Origin of the sequence: Microbacterium saccharophilum (genome assembly GCF_007992455.1) — a bacterium.
In the GTDB taxonomy this organism is placed as follows: Bacteria; Actinomycetota; Actinomycetes; order Actinomycetales; family Microbacteriaceae; genus Microbacterium; species Microbacterium saccharophilum.
Genome location: NZ_BKAH01000001.1, coordinates 223,220 through 243,840 on the forward strand (window position 1 = coordinate 223,220; position 20,621 = coordinate 243,840).

General features: G+C 74.1%; 18 protein-coding genes. 10 read left to right on the forward strand and 8 right to left on the reverse strand.

The window, feature by feature from the left end; translation table 11 throughout:
* Positions 1–13: 13 nt before the first annotated feature.
* Together MSA03_RS01175 and MSA03_RS01180 are read right to left on the reverse strand one after the other, a co-directional pair.
* Positions 14–3,310 carry an ATP-dependent helicase gene (locus tag MSA03_RS01175; protein WP_147049339.1) on the reverse strand — a complete coding sequence of 1,099 codons (3,297 nt, stop codon included), beginning with the start codon at positions 3,308–3,310 and terminating at the stop codon, positions 14–16.
* Positions 3,307–6,423, reverse strand: a complete 3,117-nt coding sequence (locus tag MSA03_RS01180) for an ATP-dependent DNA helicase (RefSeq protein WP_147049340.1) — start codon at positions 6,421–6,423, stop codon at positions 3,307–3,309. The genes MSA03_RS01175 and MSA03_RS01180 overlap by 4 nt, the downstream gene beginning before the upstream one ends.
* 136 nt (positions 6,424–6,559) lie before the next feature.
* On the opposite strand from MSA03_RS01180, the gene MSA03_RS01185 reads away from it, so the two are divergent.
* On the forward strand, positions 6,560–6,784 hold the full coding sequence (locus tag MSA03_RS01185) for a DUF3107 domain-containing protein (RefSeq protein WP_028495273.1): 225 nt from the start codon (positions 6,560–6,562) through the stop codon (positions 6,782–6,784).
* 1 nt (position 6,785) lies between these two features.
* Positions 6,786–7,073 (forward strand): hypothetical protein, encoded by a 288-nt coding sequence (locus MSA03_RS01190; RefSeq protein WP_028495272.1) that lies wholly within the window; start codon positions 6,786–6,788, stop codon positions 7,071–7,073.
* 213 nt (positions 7,074–7,286) lie between these two features.
* On the opposite strand, the gene MSA03_RS01195 is transcribed toward MSA03_RS01190, so the two are convergent.
* Positions 7,287–8,003 carry a ferritin-like fold-containing protein gene (locus MSA03_RS01195; protein ID WP_028495271.1) on the reverse strand — a complete coding sequence of 239 codons (717 nt, stop codon included), beginning with the start codon at positions 8,001–8,003 and terminating at the stop codon, positions 7,287–7,289.
* 164 nt (positions 8,004–8,167) lie between these two features.
* Between MSA03_RS01195 and MSA03_RS01200 the strand changes: the two genes are divergently transcribed.
* Positions 8,168–9,679, forward strand: coding sequence for a DEAD/DEAH box helicase (locus MSA03_RS01200; RefSeq protein WP_147049341.1), 1,512 nt, complete (start codon positions 8,168–8,170; stop codon positions 9,677–9,679).
* 37 nt (positions 9,680–9,716) lie between these two features.
* Here the strand turns inward: MSA03_RS01200 and MSA03_RS01205 are convergent, their stop codons facing one another.
* A complete protein-coding gene (locus MSA03_RS01205) occupies positions 9,717–10,583 on the reverse strand; it encodes a PHP domain-containing protein (RefSeq protein ID WP_147049342.1) in 867 nt (288 codons plus the stop codon).
* A gap of 85 nt (positions 10,584–10,668) precedes the next feature.
* Here MSA03_RS01205 and MSA03_RS01210 point away from each other — a divergent pair, with 85 nt between their 5' ends.
* The 3 genes from MSA03_RS01210 to MSA03_RS01220 are packed head-to-tail and all read left to right on the forward strand — an operon-like array spanning position 10,669 to position 14,893.
* Positions 10,669–11,682: an endonuclease/exonuclease/phosphatase family protein gene (locus MSA03_RS01210; protein ID WP_147049343.1), complete on the forward strand. Its 1,014-nt coding sequence runs from the start codon at positions 10,669–10,671 to the stop codon at positions 11,680–11,682.
* Between the two features lie 38 nt (positions 11,683–11,720).
* Positions 11,721–13,115: an aminopeptidase P family protein gene (locus tag MSA03_RS01215; protein ID WP_147049344.1), complete on the forward strand. Its 1,395-nt coding sequence runs from the start codon at positions 11,721–11,723 to the stop codon at positions 13,113–13,115.
* Positions 13,116–13,174: 59 nt separating this feature from the next.
* Entirely contained in the window at positions 13,175–14,893 is a 1,719-nt protein-coding gene (locus tag MSA03_RS01220) for a gamma-glutamyltransferase family protein (protein WP_147049461.1), read from the forward strand.
* Here the strand turns inward: MSA03_RS01220 and MSA03_RS01225 are convergent.
* Together MSA03_RS01225 and MSA03_RS01230 are read right to left on the reverse strand one after the other, a co-directional pair.
* Entirely contained in the window at positions 14,875–15,552 is a 678-nt protein-coding gene (locus MSA03_RS01225) for an alpha/beta hydrolase family protein (RefSeq protein WP_147049345.1), read from the reverse strand. The genes MSA03_RS01220 and MSA03_RS01225 overlap by 19 nt on opposite strands.
* Positions 15,549–16,211: a YflT domain-containing protein gene (locus MSA03_RS01230; RefSeq protein WP_147049462.1), complete on the reverse strand. Its 663-nt coding sequence runs from the start codon at positions 16,209–16,211 to the stop codon at positions 15,549–15,551. The genes MSA03_RS01225 and MSA03_RS01230 overlap by 4 nt, the downstream gene beginning before the upstream one ends.
* Positions 16,212–16,279: 68 nt before the next feature.
* Between MSA03_RS01230 and MSA03_RS01235 the strand changes: the two genes are divergently transcribed.
* The 3 genes from MSA03_RS01235 to MSA03_RS01245 are packed head-to-tail and all read left to right on the forward strand — an operon-like array spanning position 16,280 to position 19,265.
* On the forward strand, positions 16,280–17,581 hold the full coding sequence (locus MSA03_RS01235; RefSeq protein WP_036272196.1) for a magnesium transporter MgtE N-terminal domain-containing protein: 1,302 nt from the start codon (positions 16,280–16,282) through the stop codon (positions 17,579–17,581).
* A complete protein-coding gene (locus MSA03_RS01240) occupies positions 17,581–18,120 on the forward strand; it encodes a DUF1003 domain-containing protein (RefSeq protein WP_028495263.1) in 540 nt (179 codons plus the stop codon). Before MSA03_RS01235 ends, MSA03_RS01240 begins: the two co-directional genes overlap by 1 nt.
* The gene (locus MSA03_RS01245) at positions 18,117–19,265 is read left to right on the forward strand and encodes an Mrp/NBP35 family ATP-binding protein (protein ID WP_147049346.1); all 1,149 of its coding nucleotides are present in this window, start codon (positions 18,117–18,119) and stop codon (positions 19,263–19,265) included. Before MSA03_RS01240 ends, MSA03_RS01245 begins: the two co-directional genes overlap by 4 nt.
* Here MSA03_RS01245 and MSA03_RS01250 read toward each other — a convergent pair whose 3' ends face one another.
* A complete protein-coding gene (locus MSA03_RS01250) occupies positions 19,266–19,637 on the reverse strand; it encodes a twin-arginine translocase TatA/TatE family subunit (RefSeq protein WP_147049347.1) in 372 nt (123 codons plus the stop codon).
* Between the two features lie 72 nt (positions 19,638–19,709).
* Here MSA03_RS01250 and MSA03_RS01255 point away from each other — a divergent pair, with 72 nt between their 5' ends.
* Positions 19,710–20,345 (forward strand): O-methyltransferase, encoded by a 636-nt coding sequence (locus MSA03_RS01255; protein ID WP_028495260.1) that lies wholly within the window; start codon positions 19,710–19,712, stop codon positions 20,343–20,345.
* 73 nt (positions 20,346–20,418) lie between these two features.
* On the opposite strand, the gene MSA03_RS01260 is transcribed toward MSA03_RS01255, so the two are convergent.
* Positions 20,419–20,592, reverse strand: a complete 174-nt coding sequence (locus MSA03_RS01260; protein ID WP_081782650.1) for a DUF3117 domain-containing protein — start codon at positions 20,590–20,592, stop codon at positions 20,419–20,421.
* Between the last annotated feature and the right edge of the window lie 29 nt (positions 20,593–20,621).

Below are 20,621 nucleotides of genomic sequence, written 5' to 3' on the forward strand. Positions count from 1 at the left end.
CCGCGCGCCCGGCTCAGCCGCGCAGCACGAGGTCGTCCGCGACGTAGTACAGCGCGACGTCGATCTGCTCGAGCGGGACGCCGTGCTTGGCGTGATACGCGCGACGGTACAGCTCGAGCTGCATCATCCGCTCCCGGCGCTCCTGCGGGGTGCGCGGCGGTCGCCCGGTCTTCCAGTCGACGATCTCGATGCGGCCGTCCGCCCGGCGGTACACGGCATCCAGCTTGCAGATGATGACGTGCGGCTGCCCGTCGCCGAGGGCGTCCTCATCGGCGAAGTCGATCTCGGTCTCCACCTCGATGGGCTGCAGCGACGCCCACTCCGAGGCGAGGAAGTTCGCGATGAGCCGCTCGAGGGCGTCGGCGTCCGGGTGCGCGGCGCCCGGCGTGTCGTCCTCGGACTCCCACAGCGCGTCGTCGATCGACATCCCGAGCCCCGTGAGCCCGGACCGCTGCTCGACCCAGGCGTGGAAGAGGGTGCCGAGCCGGGTCTGCCGGTAGGGCCGCTCCGGGAGCGGCCGGGTCGCGGCGGCGGCGGCGACGGCGACGGCGTAGTCGGTGGCGAAGTCCTTGAACCGCGATGCGGGGATGCGGGTGGGGGCGCGTCCCGTCCCGCCGGCGGCCCGGGACGTCCGCTCGGCGAGCAGCAGCGCGAGATCGCGGGACGGCTCCGCGGGGGGCGCGGCCTGGGCCGCCGCGACGGCCGCCGCGGCGCGCTCCACGGCCAGTCGGCGACCGCCGAGGGCGTCGAGGGGCCACTGCAGCAGGCGCCGCTCCCCCTCGAACGGGTTCTCGCCGGGCTCGATCTCGGGAAGCGACGCGCCGAGGGCGTCCGCGATCTCCCGGAGGAACGGGCTCGCTTCGCGCGGCTTCTTCGTGCCCGACCAGCTGGAGCCGGTGAGCAGCAGGCGGTCGCGCGCGCGTGTGACGGCGACGTAGGCGAGACGGCGCTCCTCCGCGATCTGACGGGCCCGATTCTCCTCGCCGAACGCCTCGAGGGCGTCCCGGAGGTGCTGCTGCGTCGGAGCCTCGTGCGCCTCCCACGCCAGGCGGGGCAGCCACCGGGCGTCGCCGCGGAACGAGTACGGCAGGACGCCGAAGCCGAGCCAGCCCTGTCTGTCCTTGGAGCGGGTGGGCAGTTCGTCCTCCACGAGCCGCACGACCGCCACGGCATCCCACTCCAGCCCCTTGCTGCCGTGGATCGTGAGGAGCTGCACGACATCGTCCTCGGGGGGCTCGGTGCGCGGTGCGAACTCGTCGAGGCGCTCCGCATGGTCGAGCCAGGCGAGCAGGCTCGTGAGCGACCCGCTCTCGTCGGTCGCGAGGAAGCCGTGCAGCTCGTCGACGAACGCGCGCAGCTGGTCGCCCGCGATCCGCGCCGGGCCGCGCGCCTCGTTTGCGGCGAGCTCGACGTCCAGCCGCAGCTCCAGCTCGATGAGCCGGACGAGCTCGGGGATCGGCATCCCCGCCGCCCGGCGGAGACCCGCGAAGACCCCGGCCGCATCGCGCAGGCGTTCCCGCGCCGCGGGGGTGAGCTCGGCGAGCCAGCCGTGATCGGCGGGATGGCGCAGCACGAAGTCGAGCGCGTCGATGAGGGAGCCCTCCTCGTCGCCGGCCGATGCCCGCATCCGCTCCGCGATCTCGGGTTCGAGGGGCTGCAGGGCCGCGTCGTGCCGCGCGATCCTCCGTCCGAGCTGCGCGAGCGCGCGGAGGTCGGCGAGACCGATCGCCCAGCGGGGGCCGGCGAGGAGGCGGAGGAGCGCGGACCCCGCCCGCGGGTCGCTGATGACGCGCAGCGCCGCGACGACGTCGACGACCTCGGGGGTGCTGAGGAGACCGCCGAGTCCCAGGATCCGGTGCGGGATCGCGCGCCGGCCGAGGGCGTCGGCGAAGCGGACCATGTGCTTCTTGCTGCGGAAGAGGATGGCGCCGGTCGTCGCCTCGCCGGTGCGCTGCAGGCGGATGTCGGCGAACCACGCCGCGACCCGCTCGGCCTCGGCGTCGATGTCGGCCTCGAATGCGATGTCGACGCGTCCGCGCGGGGCACCGGGGCGGGGCCGGAGCGGTTCGACCGGCACCGGCGAGGAATCCGCGAGCGGGGCGAGCACGGCGCCCGCCGCCGTCAGGACGTCGTCGCTGTTGCGCCAGCTCGTCATGAGTGAGAACCGGGCGCTGGCCCCCGCCGCCGAGAACGCGGCCGCGAAGTCCCCGAGGTTTCCCGCGCTCGCCCCGCGCCACCCGTAGATGGACTGGTGCGGGTCGCCGACGGCCATGACCGCGGTGTCGCGGAACGCGGTGCCGAGGAGGTCGGTCTGCACGACCGAGGTGTCCTGGTACTCGTCGAGGAGGACGACGCGGTAGCGGTCGCGGAGCTCATCCCGCACAGCCGCGTGCCCGCGGACGATCTCGACGGCACCGGCGACCTGGTCGGAGAAGTCGATGACCCCGAGGCGGCGCTTCTGCGCGGCGTACTCCCGCGCGAGGTCGACGAGCACGGCGAGTCCGCCGACCGCCGTCGCCGCCTTCGCGACGTCGGCGTACACGGTGACGCGCGCCGACGTCGATTCGCGGCCCCGCACCGTGGCGAACCGGGCGGGGAACGCGGCGAGCTCGTCGAGGTCGACGAGGTTGTCGGTGGCGTCGCGCGCGATCCGCAGGGCGGCGTCGATGACGGTGCGCAGCGCCTCCTCCCGCTCCTCGAGGCGCGGATCGTCGGAGTCGAGCACGACGCGGCGCATGAGCAGCCACGCCGCCGATTCGCTCAGGACCGCGACCTCGGCGTCCCGGCCGACCCGGACGGCGTTCTCCCGCACGATCTGGTCGGCGAAGGCGTTGTAGGTCGCGACCGTCGGCCGGTGCAGGAGGGCATCGCCGTCGGGGGCGGCGGGGGTGCTGCCGCCCAGCTCGTCGAGCGCGAGGCGCCGCGAGGACGCGCCGGCGCCGGCGCGCTCCAGTCGCGCGAAGACGTCGAGCCGGCCCGCGGCGTGCAGGTCGGGCAGGAGCGGCAGGAGCCCCCGCGCCTCGAACTCGGCGAGCCGCTGCAGGCGCAGGTGGATGCGCTCGGCGAGCTCCCCCGCGGCCTTGCGCGTGAAGGTGAGGCCGAGCACCTGGTCGCGGCGGACGAGCCCGTTGGCGACGAGCCAGACGACCCGCCCCGCCATCGTCTCCGTCTTGCCGCTCCCGGCGCCCGCGACGACGAGCGCGGGGGCGAGGGGCGCGGCGATGACGCGGGACTGCTCGGCCGTCGGCGGGAACTGTCCGAGCGCCGCCGCGATGGTCTCCGGGGAGAGGGTGCGGGCCGAGGCGGTCATGACGCGCTCACCGCCCCGATCGTGTGGATGCGGCAGAGCCCGTACGAGTGGTCGTCGCGGCAGTGCTCCTCGTACGGCGCCGTGAAGGTCGTGCCGCGCATGACGCGGACGGCATCCTGCACGCGTCCGAGGAACACCGCGCGCGTCTCCTCGGTGAACGGTGCTTGGCGCGGCTCCGCATAGTCCTTCTTCGTCGCCGTGGGGCGCAGCACGAGGAGCTTCGCGCCGCCTCCGGGGTGCCCGGCCGCCTCCGGGATCGCGCCGGACTCGAAGGCGAGCTGATACGCCGCGAGCTGCGGGTGGTCGCCGACCTTCTCATCGGTCTGCGGCTCGCGCTTGCCGGTCTTCAGATCCACGATGACGACGCTCCCGTCGCCGGTGAGCTCGACGCGGTCGATGTAGCCGCTGAGGATCGCGCCGTGTGCGGCGCCCTCCTCGACGGGGATGGGGATCTCGAAGTGCGGCTCGACGCCGATGAGGCGCCCGCCGGACGCCTCGAACCGGCGGAGGTACACGGCCAGGCGCCGGACGAGCTCGCGGGCCCGCGTGCGCTCGGCGCGGTCGCGCCACGCGGACTCGAAGTCCAGCTCGCCCCAGCGCGCCTCCACGACGGCCCACAGCGACTCCTCGTCGATGCCCTCGGCATGCTCGAGCGCGGCGTGCACGATCGTGCCGAGGCCGGCGACGGCGCCGCCGCTGTCGCCGCCGAGGTCGCCGATGACCCAGTTCAGCTCGCACTCGTCGAGCGTGTGCAGGCGGGACGGCGAGACCCGCACGTCTTCCCGGTCGAGATCGCGCAGCGGCGCCGTGGAGGTGGGGGGCCGGATGCCGTACCACTCCGCGGGGTCGGCGCCGGCGACGCCGGCTGCGGCGAGGAGCGCGAGCTGCCCCGCGGCATGCGTCTGCGCCGCGGCGCTCGACCGCGGCTCGGTGAGGACGCGGCGATGCTGGGCGACGAGGCCCCGCAGCGACAGCGGGTGCTCGGGGCCGACGCCGTCCGCGGGCGGCAGCAGCTCGAACAGGGCGCTCGGTCCCGTGTCGTCGTCGTCCACGGCCGTGACGACCAGGAACGCGCGGGCCCGCGAGACGGCACGAGCGAAGAGCCGCAGCTCGTCGTGCAGCACGCCGCGGCGCCGGTCGACGGCATCCGCATCCCCCGGCGCCGACAGCCGCCACGTCTCCAGGAGGCTGCCGCGCGCCCGCAGGTTCGGCCACACGCCGTCCTGCACGCCGGCCACGACGACGGTGTCGAACTCGGTGCCGAGCGCGGCCGCGGGCGTCAGCACCTGCACGACCCCGTCCGGGGCGGGGCCGCCGAGGCGGTCCTCCGCGACGTCGGAGTCGAGGACGCCGCGGAGGAAGGCCAGCGGCGCGGTGCCGTCGTCGCGTTCGCCGTGCCGCTTCGCGGCCTGGAACAGGGCCACGACGGCGTCGAGCTCGCGCCCGGCCTGCTCGGCGAGCGGACCGTGCCCGGCTGCCGCGGCCTGCCAGGCGCGCTGCCCGTCGAGGCTCTCCCACGCCGTCCACAGCAGCTCGTGCGCGGTGGCGTCGGACTCGAGCTGTGCGCGCAGCGCCGCGATGGCGGTGCCGATGCGCGCGGCGCGCCGCGCCTCGCGCGTGTCGACGAGCGCGAACTCGGCAGGGTGCGCGAGCGCGGACGCGAGGAGCGCCGCTCCGGTCGGTTCGACGGTGCCGGGCGCCGCCGGAGCGCCCGAGGCCTGGCGCAGGGTCTGATGACGCAGGGTCTGATGACGCAGGGCGGTGCGCAGGCGCCGCAGCTCGACGGGGTCCAGGCCCGCGCCGCGCAGCGCATCGCCGACCTCGTCGTTCGTCCACTCGGCGCTGTCGCGGGCGGCGAGGAGGACCAGGCGCAGCAGGTCGCGGACGGCGCGGGCGCCGGCCAGCGGTGCCCCCTGTCCCGTCGCGCGGGTGGGCACCTCGCGTGCCGCGAGCTCGGCCTCCAGGGTCAGCACCTGCCGCGTGTCGTGGGCGATGACGACGCAGTCCGACCACGGGACCCCGGCGTGCACGTGCCGTTCGCGGAGCAGCCGCGCGATGGCGTCGTGCTCCTCGGCCGGGGATCGCAGCGCGAGGGCTCGCACCGTGCCGTCCGGTTCCGCGGCCGTCGGGCGCTGCCGGTGCGCGACGACGCCCGCCGCCCCGATCCGCGATGTCACCTCGGCGGTCAGGTCGCGCTGCCCGGGAGTGCCGCGGTGCACCACGGGGAGGACGCGGACCCGACCGGATGCCGCGAGCCGCGCGAAGTTCTCCGGCGTCGCGCCGCGGAACGCGCCCGATCCGACGTCGGGGTCGCCGAAGGCGAGCACGGCGATGCCGCGGTCGCGGCAGGCCTCGAGCAGCTCCACGCCGCCGAGGGTCAGCTCCTGTGCGTCGTCGACGAGGATCGCGCGGAGCTGCGCGAACGCGCCCTGCGCGCCGCCCGCCCGCGCGAGACCCACGGCCTCGCGCACGAGGCCCGCGGCATCCCGGTGCGCGCCGCGCATGTCGGCGCGGACGCGGTGGTACTCCCGTGCGAACGACGCCATCGACGCCCAGACCGGCCGTTCCTCCGCGGCGGCCCGCGCCGCGAGCGCGTCCGGCTCGATCCCGAGCGTCGTGCACTCCGCGAGGAACGCCCGCACCTCGGTGCGGAACCCGCGGGTCGCGCGGACCTCGGCGGGCAGCCAGTCGGGCCAGCGGGACGGGCCCGCCTGCTCGTCCTCCGCGTCGCCGGCGAGGAGGTCGGCGACGAGCTGATCCTCGTCGGGTCCCGTCAGCAGCTGCGGAGGCTCCGCGGCCGTGCGGACCGTCTCGGCGCGCACGAGCTGATACGCGAATGCGGCGACGGAGCGGGCGAGCGGTCCTGTCGTGGCGACCCCGACGGCGAGGGCGAGCCGGTCGCGCAGGGAGGTGGCCGCCTGCCGGGTCGGTGTGAGCACGATCAGCGCCTCGGGGGGCATCCCGTCGGCGACGAGCCGGGCGACCCGCTCCACGATCGTGCGGGTCTTGCCCGTGCCCGGCGCGCCCACCACGACGCCGGACGCCTCGGGCGGAAGGGTCAGCACGGTGCGCTGCGCCTCGTCGGTGTCGACGGGGAGCGGCGGATGACCCATGCCCTTCACGCTAGCGGCCGCCGCGGACACCGTTCGCCGACAGCGTGCAGCAGCGCCCGCGCCGCGCGTCGACCCCTGTGCACGGTGTCGTAGCATCGAGATGCGCCCGCCCTGCGGGCCGGAAAGGCAGTCATCCGTGGACATCCGCATCGGCATCACGAACACCGCACGAGAGCTCAACTTCGAGTCCGACCAGTCGGCCGACATCCTGAAGAAGACCGTCGCCGACGCGTTCGCCGAGGGCGCGGCCATCGTGACCTTCGCCGACACGAAGGGCAACAGCTACGTCGTCCCGACGGCCGGCATCGCGTTCATCGAGATCGGGACCGAGGAGTCCCGCCGCATCGGCTTCGTGGCGTGACGTGCTGATCCTGCTGGCCCTCATCTTCGGGGCGGTGTACGGGGCGGTGCTGCACTTCACGATGCGCGGGCGCGCCTCGCGCGGCGTGGCGCTGGCGCCGCTCCTGGGGACCGTGGCCGCCGGGCTGGTGTACGCCGTCCTGACGTGGGCGGGCCTGGCCGAGACCGTCTGGATCTGGCTCGCCACGATCGCCGTCACGGCGCTCGTCGTGCCGCTGGTCCTCACGCTGCTGTCGCGCCGCCGCACCGCGCACGACGCGCACGAGCGCGCCCGCCTGCGCCTGAGCTGACCGCGCCGGCGGCGTCCCGGGTCGGCGCCCGCGGCATCCCGTCTTGGTGGCGCTTCGCGCCGCCTCGGGCGCGCCGAAGCGACGCGAACCGACCCCCATCCCGCGCCGCGGGCTGCGAAGCCGCGAATCGGGGGCGCTTCGCGCCGCCTCAGGCGCGCCGAAGCGACGCGGACCGACCCCGATCGGCGCTCGGAGCACGTCGCGGCGCCCGGTTCAGGCGTCGAGGCCCATCTGCGCCATGCGGCGCGAGTGCGCGGCCAGCAGGTCGGTGAACACCGGCTCGACCTTCTTCTCCCCCGCCGCGTCGAGGGACAGGGGGCGCAGCGCCGCGCGGGCGATGAGCAGCGTGTCACCGACGAGCCGGCGCCCCCACATGCTCAGCAGCGACTTCCACTCGGCATCCGCCGCGAGGGCGGCCGTGACGATCTCCACGATCGCCTGCCGGTCGTCGTCCCCGCGCAGGATGCCGGCGACCCGGCTCCCCGTCGACCCGTAGCTCGCCGAGAGCGCGAGGTAGAAGTCGTCGAGCATGCCCGCAGTGATGTGCACCGACAGCATCGTCTCCAGCTGCCGCGCGCCGTGCGTCGCGCGGCGGAACGCGTCCAGCGGCTCCCGGAACGGGAGCATGAGGCCGAGCGGGTCGTCGCCGCGATCGCGGATGAGCCCGACGAGCTCACGATGCTTGTTCAGCGCTGCGCCGGCGGCGAGGGACAGCGACTCCTTCTGGGAGAGCTCCGGCGTCGGCGCGATCAGCTCGCTGAGGGTCTCGAAGTAGCCGAGCTGCAGGTACGCGGCCTGACCGAGGAACGTGTCGATGTCCGGCGCGAGCTCTTCGAAGTCGACCCGGCGCACATCGCCGTGATCCCCGCGGGAGCGCACCTTGAGGGTGCGTGCGGCGGGCGAGCTGCGCTGCCAGAACCAGGTGACCACGCCCCCAGCCTAGAGGCGCGGGCATCGCCATCCGGGAAGCGCGGGTCGGCTCGGGTAGGCTGGTCGGGTCCCGGCGACGGATCGGGACCACCGCGCCTGTGGCTGAGTAAAGGGCGTGGACCCTCTCACCCCCGGCGGCTCTCACCGCCAGACAGGCTTTCATCGTGACGACCTTCACCGACCTCGGAGTCGATCAGGACATCGTCGACGCCCTCGCCGCCAAGGGCATCGTCGACTCGTTCCCCATCCAGGAGCAGACGATCCCGCTCGGCCTTCCCGGCCAGGACATCATCGGCCAGGCCAAGACCGGCACCGGCAAGACGTTCGGGTTCGGCATCCCCGTCGTCCAGCGACTCGGGCTGAACCCCGAGCCCGGCGTCAAGGCGCTCATCGTCGTCCCCACGCGCGAGCTCGCCGTCCAGGTCTATGAGGACATGGACATGCTCACCTCCAACCGCTCCACGAGCATCGTCGCGATCTACGGCGGCAAGGCGTACGAGGGGCAGATCGACCAGCTCAAGGCCGGCGCCCAGATCGTCGTCGGCACCCCCGGCCGGCTCATCGACCTGAACAACCAGCGCCTGCTCGACCTCTCCCACGCGACCGAGGTGGTCCTGGACGAGGCCGACAAGATGCTCGACCTCGGGTTCCTCCCCGACATCGAGAAGATCTTCTCCAAGCTTCCCGCCGTCCGGCATACGCAGCTGTTCTCCGCGACGATGCCCGGCCCGATCGTGGCGCTCGCGCGGCGGTTCATGTCGAACCCCATCCACATCCGCGCCACCGACCCCGACGAGGGGCTCACGCAGGCGAACATCAAGCACCTCGTCTACCGCGCGCACTCGCTGGACAAGGACGAGATCATCGCCCGCATCCTGCAGGCCGAGGGCCGCGGCAAGACCGTCGTCTTCACGCGCACCAAGCGGGCCGCGCAGAAGCTCGTCGACGAGCTCAACGACCGCGGCTTCAACGCCGGCGCGGTGCACGGCGACATGAGCCAGGAGGCGCGCGAGCGCTCGATGGCCGGGTTCAAGGCCGGCAAGAAGGACGTCCTCATCGCCACCGACGTCGCCGCGCGCGGCATCGACGTGGACGACGTCACCCACGTCATCAACCACACCATCCCCGACGACGACCACGCGTACCTGCACCGCGCGGGCCGCACCGGCCGTGCCGGCAAGACCGGCATCGCCGTGACGTTCGTGGACTGGGACGACATGCACAAGTGGGCGCTCATCAACCGCGCCCTCGAGTTCGGCCAGCCCGAGCCCGTCGAGACCTACTCGTCGAGCCCGCACCTGTACACGGACCTGGACATCCCGGCCGGCACGAAGGGTCGCATCGTGACGGCCCCGAAGACCCAGACGGTCCGCACGCAGCCGCCCGCCCGCGCGGCGGATGTCGCAAGCGGCGACACGACCGAGGGCGGCACGCGCCGCCGTCGCCGTCGTCGCTCGGGCGAGGACCGCGTCGGGGCGACCTTCGCGGACGGCGCGGAAGACGCCGCGGCGCCGGCCGCCGCATCCGCCACCGGCGGGGAGTCGCGCGAGGCCGACGGCGCGGGCACGCACGACGGCGCCGGCAAGGAACACCACGACGGCAAGCCGGCCCCGGCCCGCCGTCGCCGCCGCCGCCGCGGCGGCTCCGGCGCGGGCGCTCCCGTCGCGGGCGCCTGACCCGCCGGGTCGTCGGCTCAGCCCAGCTCGGCTCAGCTCACGGGTAGACGGGCTCGCTGCCCGTCGCCCGCGCGATGATGCGGGCGACCATCTCGGGGCTCGTGGTGTTCTCGCCCGGCAGGTTCGGCTTGCCGAGCCCGTGGTAGTCGCTCGATCCCGTCGCGATGAGGCCCCGGCGTCGCACGAGGTCGCGGAGGGTCCCGAGCGCGGGCTCCACGTTCTCCCGGTGCCCGAGCTCGAAGCCGGCGAGACCGGCGTCCAGCATCCGCTCGACGAGGCGGTCCGGCAGCAGCCCCGCCCGCCCCGCCGGGTGGGCGATGATCGGCACGCCCCCGGCGTCCGCGATCGCCGCGACCGCCGTCACGGGGTCCGGCGCGTACAGGGACACGTAGTAGTCGCTCTGCGGACTCAGGATGCCGGCGAACGCCTCGCCCCGGTCGCGCACGAGCCCCTTCTCCACGAGGGCGTCCGCGATGTGCGGCCGCCCCACCGTCGCCCCGACCGCCGTCTGCGCGACGATGTCGTCCCACTCCAGGTCGTAGTCCTGCCCGATGCGATCCGCCATCGTGCGGGCCCGGGTGACGCGCGAGGAGCGGATGCGGTCCGTGAGCGCGCGCAGGCCCTCGTCGTCCGGGTCGAAGAGGTACCCGAGCACGTGGATGCTCCGCCATTCGTGCTTCGCGGAGAGCTCCATGCCCGGCAGCAGGGTCATGCCGAGGGAGGATGCCGCCTCGGCGGCCTCCGTCCACCCCGACGTCGTGTCGTGGTCGGTGAGGGCGACGGTGCGCAGGCCATGCCGGTGCGCGGCGGCCATGACCATCGCGGGGGGCTCGGTGCCGTCGGAGTGGTCGGAGTGCAGGTGCAGATCGGCCCCGCCGCGCCCGCCGTATGCTCCCGCCGCCATGCTCCGAGGGTAGCGCGCGTCCGGATGCCGGAGCGGGCGCGCGCGGCGCCGAGAACTCCCAGACAGCTGTCATAGAGTCGCCGACGTGCTGCGCCTGCTCGGGATCCTCGTCACCCTCCTGGTGGCGATCGCGACCGCCGTCGTGACATGGCCGCAGTTCTTCCGCCTCGAGCGCACGTTCCCGTTCGCGCAGGTCGTCTCGCTCCGCGGCGTCGTGGTCCTCGCCTTCCTCGTGCTCCTCGCCGTGGCGCTGCTGCTGTGCCTCATCCGTCCGATGCGCGCGTTCGCGGCATCCCTCGCCGTCATCGCCCTGCTGGGCGCCGTGGCCAACGCCGGCGTCCTCACGGTGCGGGGGCTCGGCACCGACACGCTGCCCGCCAAGACGGCGTCCGCCGTGCGGGTCATGACCTGGAACACCGCCGGCGCGGCGACCGACCCGCAGCTCGTCGCGAAGACCGCCGTCGCGATGCAGGCCGACATCGTGTCGTTGCCGGAGACGACGATCGAGACGGGCGAGAAGGTCGCGATCGCGATGCGCGAGATGGGCCGGCCGATGTGGGCGCACCACGAGGAGTTCGACGGCTGGGATGCCAACTCCACGACCCTGCTGATCTCCCCCGACCTCGGCGAGTACTCCGTCGTGGAGTCCAACGCGGGAGGTACCACCAACACCACGACGGTGCCCACCGTCGTGGCGATGCCGGTGGACGGCTCCGGCCCGGTCGTGGTCGGCGCGCACGCCATCGCACCCCGCCGCGACGACACGGCCGAGTGGCGCGCGGACCTCACCTGGCTCGCCGACCAGTGCGCCGCCGACAGCGTGATCATGGCGGGCGACTTCAACGCGACGGTGGACAACATGGGCCGCCTGGGCGTCGACGGCGGCACGCTCGGACGCTGCCACGATGCAGCCGTCGCGACGGGGAACGGCGCCGTGGGCACGTGGTCCGCCGCGTACCCGAGCCTCCTCGGCACCCCCATCGACCACGTCATGGCGACGGACGCGTGGCGCGCGACGGGCTCCGTCGTGTTGCGTTCGCTCGACGGCGCCGGCGGCGACCACCGTCCGCTCGTCGTCCAGCTCGAGCCCGCAGGCTGAGGGGCGACGCCGCGCCGCGACGGTGGGAGACTGGTCGTATGAGCGACAGCGACACGATCGCCGAGACCGAGGCGACCACGAACCGCAAGCAGCCCTTCCCGAAGGGCTTCCTCGACACGATCTCCACGGGCTGGGCCGAGCGCCCCGACCAGCATCCGCCGCAGCGGGACGCCGCGCCGTACGCCGCGGCCCGGCGCGAGGTCGTGTCCGCCGCCTTCCCCGGCCGCCGGCTCGTGTTCCCGGCGGGGTCGTACAAGCAGCGTTCCAACGACACCGACTACCCGTTCCGCGCGCACTCGGCGTTCTCGCACCTGACCGGCTGGGCCAGCGACGCCGTCCCCGACTCGGTGCTGGTGTTCGAGCCGACCGACACGGGCCATGACGTCACCCTCTACCTCCGCGAGCGCGCCGACCGCACGACGGCGGAGTTCTACGGCGACGCGTCGATCGGCGAGTTCTGGATCGGCCCGCGGCCCGCGCTGGCCGGCGTCGCGGCCGAGGTGGGCATCGCGACCGCGCACATCGACGCGTTCGCGCACGTGGACGGCGAGCTCGTCCTCGACGAGGACGCCGACCTGACGCGCTTCGTGTCGGAGATGCGACTCGTGAAGGACGAGTACGAGATCGCGCAGATGCGCCTCGCCGTCGAGGTGACCGCGCGCGGGTTCGACGACATCGTCGCCGACCTGCCCCGCATCATCGCCACGCCGCGCGGAGAGCGCGCCGTCGAGGGCGTCTTCCACCTGCGGGCCCGCACCGAGGGCAACGGCGAGGGGTACGACACGATCGCGGCCTCCGGGCCGCACGCGTGCTACCTGCACTGGACCCGCAACGACGGCGCCGTGGTCCCCGGCGACCTCATCCTCATCGACGCGGGAGTGGAGGTCGACAGCCTCTACACCGCCGACATCACGCGCACGCTCCCGGTCTCCGGCACGTTCACCGACATCCAGCGGAAGATCTATGAGACGGTGCGCGAAGCCGCCGACGCGGCATTCGCGGCGGCCCATCCGGGTGTGAAGTTCCGCGCCGTGCACGAGGCCGCGATGGCCGTCATCGCGCGACGCACCGCCGAGTGGGGCCTGCTGCCGGTGACGGCCGAAGAGGCACTGGATGCCGACACCGGCGGCCAGCACCGCCGGTACATGGTCCACGGCACGAGCCACCACCTCGGCATCGACGTGCACGACTGCGCGCAGGCGCGGCGGGAGATGTACTACGACGGCCTCCTCGAACCCGGCATGGTGTTCACGATCGAACCGGGCCTGTACTTCCAGATCGACGACCTCACGGTCCCCGAGGAGTACCGCGGCATCGGCGTGCGGATCGAGGACGACATCCTCATGACCGAGGACGGCCCCGTCAACCTCTCCGCGGACATCCCGCGGACGGCGGACGAGGTCGAGGCCTGGATCGCGCGCAGCGCGCGGTGACGGCCTTCACGCCGCCGCCGGCGTTCACGACCCGCCCGCAGCTGACCGGCACGTTCGGCATGGCGGCGTCCACGCATGCCACGGCCACGGCGACCGCGCAGGCCGTGCTGGAACGCGGCGGCAACGCATTCGACGCCGTCGTGGCGGGCGGGTTCGTGCTGCACATCGTCGAACCCCACCTCAACGGCCCGGGCGGGGATCTCGTGGGCCTCTTCCAGGCCGCCGGCGGCCCCGCGACGGTGCTCGCGGGGCAGGGCCCGGCGCCGGCCGGCGCGACGATCGCCCACTTCCAGGCGGAGGGCCTCGACCTCGTCCCGGGCGCGGGGGGCCTCGCCGCCGCCGTCCCCGGCGCCGTCGACGCCTGGCTTCTGCTCCTCCGCGACCACGGGACGTGGGAGCTCGCCGACGTCCTGGGCTACGCGATCGGGTACGCGCGCGACGGGCACCCGCTCCTCGCAGCCGCCGCCGCCACGATCGGGCGCGTCGCGGGCCTCTTCCGGGAGGCCTGGCCGTCGTCGGCGGCGCTGTGGATGCCGGAGGGCGAGGTCCCGGATGCCGGAGCGCTCGTGCGGAACCCGGCGTACGCCGCCGTCCTGGACTCGCTCGTCGCCGCCGGCCGCGGCGCCGCCTCCCGCGAGGGACGCATCGACGCGGCGCGCGTGGAATGGAAGACCGGCCTCGTGGCGCACGCCGCTGCGGACTTCCTGTCCCAGCCGCACCGGCACGCGACCGGCACCGACCACGCCGGCGTCATCACGGCGGCGGACTTCGCGGCGTTCGACGCCGGCTACGAGGAGCCTCTGACCGTCCCGTTCCGCGGGCACACCGTCGCGAAGGCGGGCGCGTGGTGCCAGGGGCCGGCGCTGCTGGAGGCGCTGCGCATCCTCGAGCCGTTCGACGACGAGCACCTGGATCCGCAGACGCCGCTCGGCGCGCACACGATCGTCGAGACGCTCAAGCTCGTCCTCGCCGACCGCGACGCCTACTTCGGCGACGGGGCCGACGTCGCGGCACTCCTCACCGAGGACTACGCCGCGCAGCGCCGCGGCGAGATCGGCGAGACGGCATCCCGCGCCTGGCGCCCCGGCTCACTCCCCGGCCGCACCCCGTTCCGCCCGCCGCTGCACACCGAGGACGGCACCCCCGCGCCCGTCGCCGGCACGGGCGAGCCCACCGTGAGCCGGACGGGACAGACCCGCGGGGACACCTGCCACATCGACGTCGTGGACCGCTGGGGCAACATCGTGGCGGTGACCCCGTCCGGCGGCTGGCTGCAGTCCTCGCCGGCCATCCCGGAACTGGGCTTCTGCCTCGGGACGCGGCTGCAGATGTGCTGGCTGGACGAGGCGTCGCCCGGGGCCCTCCGTCCCGGCATCCGGCCGCGGACGACGCTGAGCCCCACGCTCGTGCTGCGCGGCGGCACGGCGGTCATCGCGATGGGGACGCCCGGCGGCGACCAGCAGGACCAGTGGCAGCTGCCGATGCTGCTGCGGATGCTCGCGGGCGGCTATTCGGCGCAGGAAGCCATCGACGCGCCCACCCTGCACACGACGGCGCTCGTCGATTCGTTCTGGCCGCGCACCTGGACGCCGGCGGGCGTCGTGGTCGAGGACCGCGTGGGCGAGGAGGCGATCGCGGGTCTCGGCGCCCGGGGGCACGACGTCCTGCGGGCCGGGGACTGGTCGCTCGGGCGCCTCTCGGCCGTGGGCGTCGACGGCGACACCGTGTGGGCGGCCGCGAACCCCCGCGGGATGCAGGGCTACGCCACCGGGCGCTGAATCACGCCGCGCATCCACTCGGCCAGGAGGGGTGCCAGTCCCGCGCCGACCTCGTCGGCGGGGCGCTTGGCGCCCTTGATCTCGAACGAGTGACCGCCGCCGGTGATCCACGCGATCTCGGCGTCCTGGCAGGACGCGACGGCCTCCTCCAGCTGCGTCAGCGGGTGGATGAACGGGTCGCCGGTGCCGGCGACGAACAGCTGCGGCGGCACGACGTGCGGCAGGTGCGCCGTGCGGGCCTTCGCGGGCTCCCCCGGCGGGTGCAGCGGGTAGCCGAGGTACACGAGCCCGGCCGGGCTGATGGTGGAGGCCGCGGCCGCCGTCGACGCCATCCGGCCGCCGTAGGACTTGCCGGCGGCGAACCGCGGCAGCTCGGGCGCACGCTCGGCGAGGTCGGCCAGGGCGGCGCCCCATGTCGCGATCGCGTGCGGCGCGGGTCCCGGCATCCGCCGTCCCGCCTCCCGGTAGGGGAAGGTGAACCGCAGGGCGGCGATGCCGGCCTCCACGAGTCCCGCGGCGAGGCCCGCGAGGAACGGGTGGTCCATGCCGGCGCCGGCGCCGTGCGCGATCGCGACCGCCGCCCACGGTTCGTCGGGGCTCTCGAACGCGGCCGAGACCTCGACCTCACCGGCGGGCAGCGCGACGCGGATGCCGCTCATGGTCGGGGGGCGAGCGGGGGGTCGGCGGGCGGCTCAGGTGCCGGGGCGGGCGGCGCGGGCTCGGCGGTGGGGTCCGGTGCCGGGTCGACGCGCTCCCCGTACCGCGGCGGCTCCGCCGGGGAGACATGCGGCGGCGACTGCGGCGGCACGGCGGGCGGGATGACCGCCGTGCCCGCGACCGGCGCGGGCAGGGTCGTCACCGACGACGCGGCACGGCCGGACGCCTCGCGCGCCTTCTGCAGGCTCCGCGGCAGGACCGTCACCTCGTAGTGGTCGGCGACGACCTGCGTGACCGACGTGTAGTCGCGCCGGCGGCGCAGGATCGAGTAGCTGATGATGCTCATCAGCATCCCGATCGCGATGCCCACGAGCATGACGCCGATGAACAGCTGGATGACGGCGCTGGGGTTGCCGAGCACGAAGATCGCGGAGAACAGCAGACCCAGCAGGATGCCGTTGATCGCGCCCGTGCGAGCCGCCGCGGCGTAGCCGAGCCGGCCCGTGATCGTCTCGACGGAGCGCAGCCCCCGGCCGACGATCGCGATGTCCTTCGCCGGGATCTCGGCCTCGATGAGCTTCGACACCGCCTTCTGGGCACCCTCGTAGGAGGGGTAGTCCGCGATCGTCTCGCCGTGCTGCTGCGGGGTCCCGCCCATCATGCTCACGGGGTCCATCTTGTCACGCGCCCCGCCGGTGCTCACCGGGTGCGGCGGTCTACGCTGGTGAGGTGAGTACGCAGAGGGTTTTCGTGGCGCGCCTGACCGGCTGCACCGTCTTCGACCCTGCGGGCGACCGGCTCGGCAAGGTCCGCGACGTCGTGGTGATCTATCGCCGCGACGATCCGCCGCGCGTCGTCGGGCTCGTCGTGGAGATCCCCGGCCGCCGGCACGTCTTCCTCTCCATCGGACGCGTCACCTCGATCGCGACGGGTCAGGTCATCACGACCGGCCTCATCAACGTGCGCCGCTTCCAGCAGCGCGGCGGCGAGGTGCGCGTCATGTCCGAACTGCTGGGGCGCCGCGTGTATTTCACCGACGGGTCCGGCGAGGCCGTCATCGAGGACGTCGGGATCGAGCGCGACCGCCTCGGCGAGTGGGACATCGGCCAGCTGTTCCTGCGCAAGCCCAAGACGAGCGCCTCCCCCTTCGCGAAGGGCCCCACGACGTTCGCGGCCTGGTCCGACGTCCGGGAGAGCCAGGTGCCCGGCGAAGCCCAGTCCGCCGAGCAGCTCGTCGCGACCTACTCCGAGCTGAAGCCCGCCGACCTCGCCAACACGCTTCTCGACCTCCCGGAGGAGCGGCTGCTCGAAGTGGCCGAGGAGCTCCCGGACGACCGGCTCGCGGACGCGCTGGAGGAGATGCCCGAGGACGATCAGGTGCACATCCTGGAAGCCCTGGGCGAGGAGCGCGCCGCCGACATCCTCGATGCCATGGAGCCCGACGACGCCGCCGACGTGCTCGCCCAGCTCACCGAGGAGCAGCGCGAGGAGCTCCTCGAGCTCATGGAGCCCGAGGAGGCCGAGGACGTCCGCGCCCTCCTGAAGTACGCCCCGGAGACCGCGGGCGGTCTCATGACGAGCGAGCCCATCGTGCTCTCCGCCGACGCGACGGTCGCCGAGGCGCTCGCGCTCATCCGCCGGCACGAGCTGCATCCCGCCCTCGCCGCCGCCGTCTTCGTGACGCTCCCGCCGTACGAGACGCCCACCGGCCGGCTGCTGGGGACGGTGCACTTCCAGAAGATGCTGCGCTACCCGCCGCACGAGCGGCTGGGCGCGATCATCGACGACAGCCTCGACGCGGTGCCCTCGACGGCCTCCGCCGCGGAGGTGGCACGTCTGCTCGCGAGCTACAACCTCGTCTCGGTGCCCGTCGTCGATCCGGCGCACCGCCTCGTCGGCGCCGTGAGCGTCGACGACGTGCTGGACTACCTGCTGCCCGAGGACTGGCGGTCGCACGACGGCGACGAGGAGGCCCTCGCCCCCGCGACGACGCCGCCGAGGACCACCGCCGCGAAGGCGAGGAGGCGCTGATGGCCCGCAACCCCCGTCAGGTGTCGCTGGACGCGCCGCGCGGGCGCACCGGGATGCTGACCCGCTCGTCGCAGCCCTCCCGCGACCGGTTCGGTCGCTTCTCCGAGGCGTTCGCACGCGGCATGGGCACGTCCGGGTTCCTCATCGGGATGACGCTCTTCGTCGTGGTGTGGCTGGCATGGAACATCCTCATGCCGCGCGCGTACCAGTTCGACCCGGCGGAGACGAATTTCACGCTGCTGACCCTCATCCTGTCGCTGCAGGCCTCCTACGCCGCGCCCCTCATCCTCCTCGCGCAGAACCGCCAGGACGACCGCGACCGCGTGCAGATCGAGCAGGACCGCCAGCGCGCGGAGCGCAACCTCGCCGACACGGAGTACCTGGCCCGCGAGGTCGTGGCGCTGCGCATGGGCCTCAGCGATCTGACGAACGAGCTCGTCACGAAGGACACCCTCCGCCAGGAGCTGCGGAGCCTCCTCGAGCAGCTGGACGAGCGCGACGCGGCGCCGGGGCGCACCGAACGCCCCGCGCGGCCATGACGGCGCCCGGCGACGCCGTCCGGCGCGCGGTGGCCGCGGTCATCGACCCGGAGCTGCGCCGTCCGCTCGGGGAGCTCGACATGATCCGCGGCGTCGCCGTGACCGGCACCCGGGCCCGCGTCGAGGTCGCGCTGACGATCGTGGGCTGCCCGGCCTCGGACCGCATCGAGCGCGACGTCCGCGCCGCCGCGGCCGCGGTCCCGGGGATCGACGAGGTCGAGGTGGCGCTGGGCGTCATGACGCCCGCCGAGCGCTCCGCGCTCACGGAGCGCCTCCGCGCCGGCCGGCCGGCGCGGGCCATGCCGTTCGGCCCGGACTCCCTGACCCGGGTCGTCGCCGTGACGAGCGGCAAAGGCGGCGTCGGCAAGTCCACCCTCACGGCGAACCTCGCTGTCGCGCTGGCCGCCCGGGGGCTCGCGGTCGGGCTCATCGACGCCGACCTGCACGGCTTCTCCATCCCCGCCCTGCTCGGCCTCGTCGGCGACGACGGCCGCCCCCCGCAGCCGACGCGGATCGACGACCTCATGCTGCCGCCGGTGGCGTACGGCGTGAAGACCATCTCGATCGGCATGTTCCTGCCCCGCGACTCCCCCGCCGCCTCCGGCGCCGTCGCGTGGCGCGGGCCCATGCTGCACCGCACCGTCAACCAGTTCCTCACCGACGTCTTCTTCGGCGACCTCGACATCCTGCTCCTGGACATGCCGCCCGGGACCGGCGACGTCGCCATCTCGGTCGGCCAGCTCCTCCCGCACGCCGACGTCCTCGTCGTCACGACGCCGCAGGCGGCGGCCTCCGACGTCGCGGTGCGGAGCGGTGTCGTGGCCCGTCAGACCGGCCAGCGGGTCGTCGGGGTCGTGGAGAACATGGCCGCCCTGACGCTCCCGGACGGGTCGCGGCTGGACCTCTTCGGCTCGGGCGGCGGGGACGCCGTCGCGGCGGCGCTGTCGACGGATGCCGAGACGGTGCCGCTCCTCGGCTCGGTCCCCCTGAGCCCGGCCCTCCGCGCGGGCGGCGACGCCGGCAGACCCGTCGTGGCCTCCGACCCCGACGATCCGGCCGCGCAGGAGATCACCCGCATCGCCGCCGTCCTCGCCGCGACGCCGCGCGGGCTCGCGGGACGCTCCCTGCCGGTCGCGCCGCGCTGATCAGGTCGCTTCGGAGTCGAACGGCACGTCGCCGGTGACCTCCGACACGGGGCGCGCGGGCGCGGTGGCCGCGATCGCGGCCCCCGCGCTGACCGCCTTGACGGTCGGGACGGGCGCGTCCTCGAGCAGGGCATCGCGGATGATGCGTCGCGGGTCGTACTGCCGCGGGTCGAGCTTGCGCCACTCGACGTCGTCGAACTCCTCGCCCATCTCCTCCTTGACGCGGGTCTTCGCGCCCTGCAGCCACTCGCGCACGCGCATCGTCAGGCGGGCGAGCGCCTCGGCGTAGCGCGGCAGCCGCTCCGGCCCGACCAGGAGCGCGGCGACGACCAGGATGAGGAGGAACTTCTCCCAGTCGAGCCCGAAGAACATGCCTCCAGGTTACCCGTGCGCCTCTCGGCCCGAGCGCCGCGCGCGCCATAGGCTGAACACGGAGGTCCAGGCATGGCCGAGAACGACGCGATCCGCAGGTTCGCCGAAGAGGCGACGATCGAACCCGACGCGATCGGGCGGGCGCGTGCGCACGCCCTCGAGATCGGCGCCGACCCGATCAGCGCACCCGTCGGCGCACAGATCGCCGTGATCGCGGCAGCGACGAACGCCCTCAACATCGTGGAGATCGGCACCGGCGGCGGCGTGTCGGGACTGTGGCTCCTGCACGGCTCGCCGCGCGCGACCCTGACGACGATCGACAAGGAGCCGGAGCACCTGGCGCTCGCCCGCGCCGCGTTCGCGGACGCGAAGATCCCGCCCGCCCGCGCGCGGTTCATCACGGGCCGCGCCGCGGAGGTCCTCCCCCGCATGAACGAGGCGTCCTACGACATCGTCCTGGTCGACGCCGACGCGGACGGGGTCATCGAGTACGTCGAGCACGGCCTGCGCCTCGTGCGCGCCGGCGGCACCGTGCTGGTCCCGCGCGTCCTCGCCGGCGGCGCCGTCGCCGACCCCGTCAAGCGCGACCCGCTGACGAGCGCCTACCGCTCGCTCATCCAGGAGACGCAGTCCTCGCCCGCCGTCCTGGGCGCCCTGTCGATCGTCGGCGAGGGTCTCCTGCAGCTGACGACCACGACGCCGCGCTGACCGGCATCCCGGAAGCACCTCCGGGAATGACGAAACGGCCGGTCCGAGGACCGGCCGTCGCGTGCGGATTCTGTCAGACGGCTCCGACGACGCCACCCAGTACGCCGTGGAGCTCGCGTGCCTCTTCGTCGTTCACCGACACGACCAGACGGCCGCCGCCTTCGAGCGGGACGCGCACGATGATGAGGCGCCCCTCCTTCACGGCCTCCATCGGTCCGTCACCGGTTCGCGGCTTCATGGCTGCCATTGCGGCTCCCTTTCGTCGTAGGACTACCC

Excerpts from the sequence above, each read along its gene's own strand:
- MSA03_RS01175 (WP_147049339.1), bottom strand. The coding sequence starts at position 3,310 with ATGACCGCCTCGGCCCGCACCCTCTCCCCGGAGACCATCGCGGCGGCG.
- MSA03_RS01180 (WP_147049340.1), bottom strand. The coding sequence starts at position 6,423 with ATGGGTCATCCGCCGCTCCCCGTCGACACCGACGAGGCGCAGCGCACC.
- MSA03_RS01205 (WP_147049342.1), bottom strand. The coding sequence starts at position 10,583 with ATGGCGGCGGGAGCATACGGCGGGCGCGGCGGGGCCGATCTGCACCTG.
- MSA03_RS01215 (WP_147049344.1), top strand. The coding sequence starts at position 11,721 with ATGAGCGACAGCGACACGATCGCCGAGACCGAGGCGACCACGAACCGC.
- MSA03_RS01220 (WP_147049461.1), top strand. The coding sequence starts at position 13,175 with ATGGCGGCGTCCACGCATGCCACGGCCACGGCGACCGCGCAGGCCGTG.
- MSA03_RS01225 (WP_147049345.1), bottom strand. The coding sequence starts at position 15,552 with ATGAGCGGCATCCGCGTCGCGCTGCCCGCCGGTGAGGTCGAGGTCTCG.
- MSA03_RS01230 (WP_147049462.1), bottom strand. The coding sequence starts at position 16,211 with ATGATGGGCGGGACCCCGCAGCAGCACGGCGAGACGATCGCGGACTAC.
- MSA03_RS01240 (WP_028495263.1), top strand. The coding sequence starts at position 17,581 with ATGGCCCGCAACCCCCGTCAGGTGTCGCTGGACGCGCCGCGCGGGCGC.
- MSA03_RS01245 (WP_147049346.1), top strand. The coding sequence starts at position 18,117 with ATGACGGCGCCCGGCGACGCCGTCCGGCGCGCGGTGGCCGCGGTCATC.
- MSA03_RS01250 (WP_147049347.1), bottom strand. The coding sequence starts at position 19,637 with ATGTTCTTCGGGCTCGACTGGGAGAAGTTCCTCCTCATCCTGGTCGTC.
- MSA03_RS01255 (WP_028495260.1), top strand. The coding sequence starts at position 19,710 with ATGGCCGAGAACGACGCGATCCGCAGGTTCGCCGAAGAGGCGACGATC.
- MSA03_RS01260 (WP_081782650.1), bottom strand. The coding sequence starts at position 20,592 with ATGGCAGCCATGAAGCCGCGAACCGGTGACGGACCGATGGAGGCCGTG.